Source organism: Streptomyces sp. AC627_RSS907 (assembly GCF_019049165.1).
Map to the genome: position 1 here is coordinate 1 of NZ_JAGMUE010000637.1, position 759 is coordinate 759.

1 protein-coding gene is annotated in these 759 nt (G+C 65.2%); it reads left to right on the forward strand.

Annotation, left to right across the window (positions count from 1 at the left end; all coding sequences use genetic code 11):
* Positions 1-52: 52 nt before the first annotated feature.
* Positions 53-759: twin-arginine translocase subunit TatC (tatC, locus tag KUM32_RS37535; protein ID WP_254406678.1), on the forward strand; the 707-nt coding region annotated here is incomplete at its 3' end.

Genomic DNA, 759 nt, shown 5'->3' on the forward strand with positions numbered 1-759 from the left:
ACTGAGGCGATGGCCGACGGCCGTCGTCTGCCGCACGAGATGAGGACGTGGGTTGCTCAAGCCTGCCCGCAAGAAGGAGAAGGACCCCGAGGGGCGGATGCCCCTCGCGGAGCACCTGCGTGAGTTGCGCAACAGGCTCCTCAAGGCGGTCCTGGCGATCTGTCTGGTGACGGCCGTCGCGTTGTTCTACTACAAGGACATCGTCGACTTCCTGATGAAGCCGGTCTTGGACTCGGTCGGTTGTGGCGGTCTTTCCGTCTCCGATCTGGAGGCCGCCAAGGACGGCGACCAGAAGTGCGCTTACTTCACCGTGAACGGCCTTTTGTCGCCGTTCACGATCATGCTCAAGGTCTCCTTCATGACCGGCCTGGTGCTCGCCACGCCGATCTGGCTGTACCAGCTCTGGGCGTTCCTCGCGCCCGGTCTGCACAAGCAGGAGAAGAAGTACTCGATGGCCTTCGTGGCCGCCGGGGTGCCGCTCTTCGTGGGCGGCGGCTTCTTCGCGTACGCGATCCTCCCGACGACCGCCGAGGTGCTGCTCGACTTCACCCCGGAGGGCGCCGACAACCTGTTGCCCCTGGACGACTTCATCGACCTGCTGACCCGCATGGTCGTCGTCTTCGGTCTCGCCTTCGAACTGCCGCTGGTCCTGGTGCTGCTCAACTTCGGTGGCGTGGTCACCGGGCGCCGGATGCTCGGCTGGTGGCGCGGCATGATCATGGGCATCACCGTGGTCGGCGCCCTGGCGACGCCGAGAAC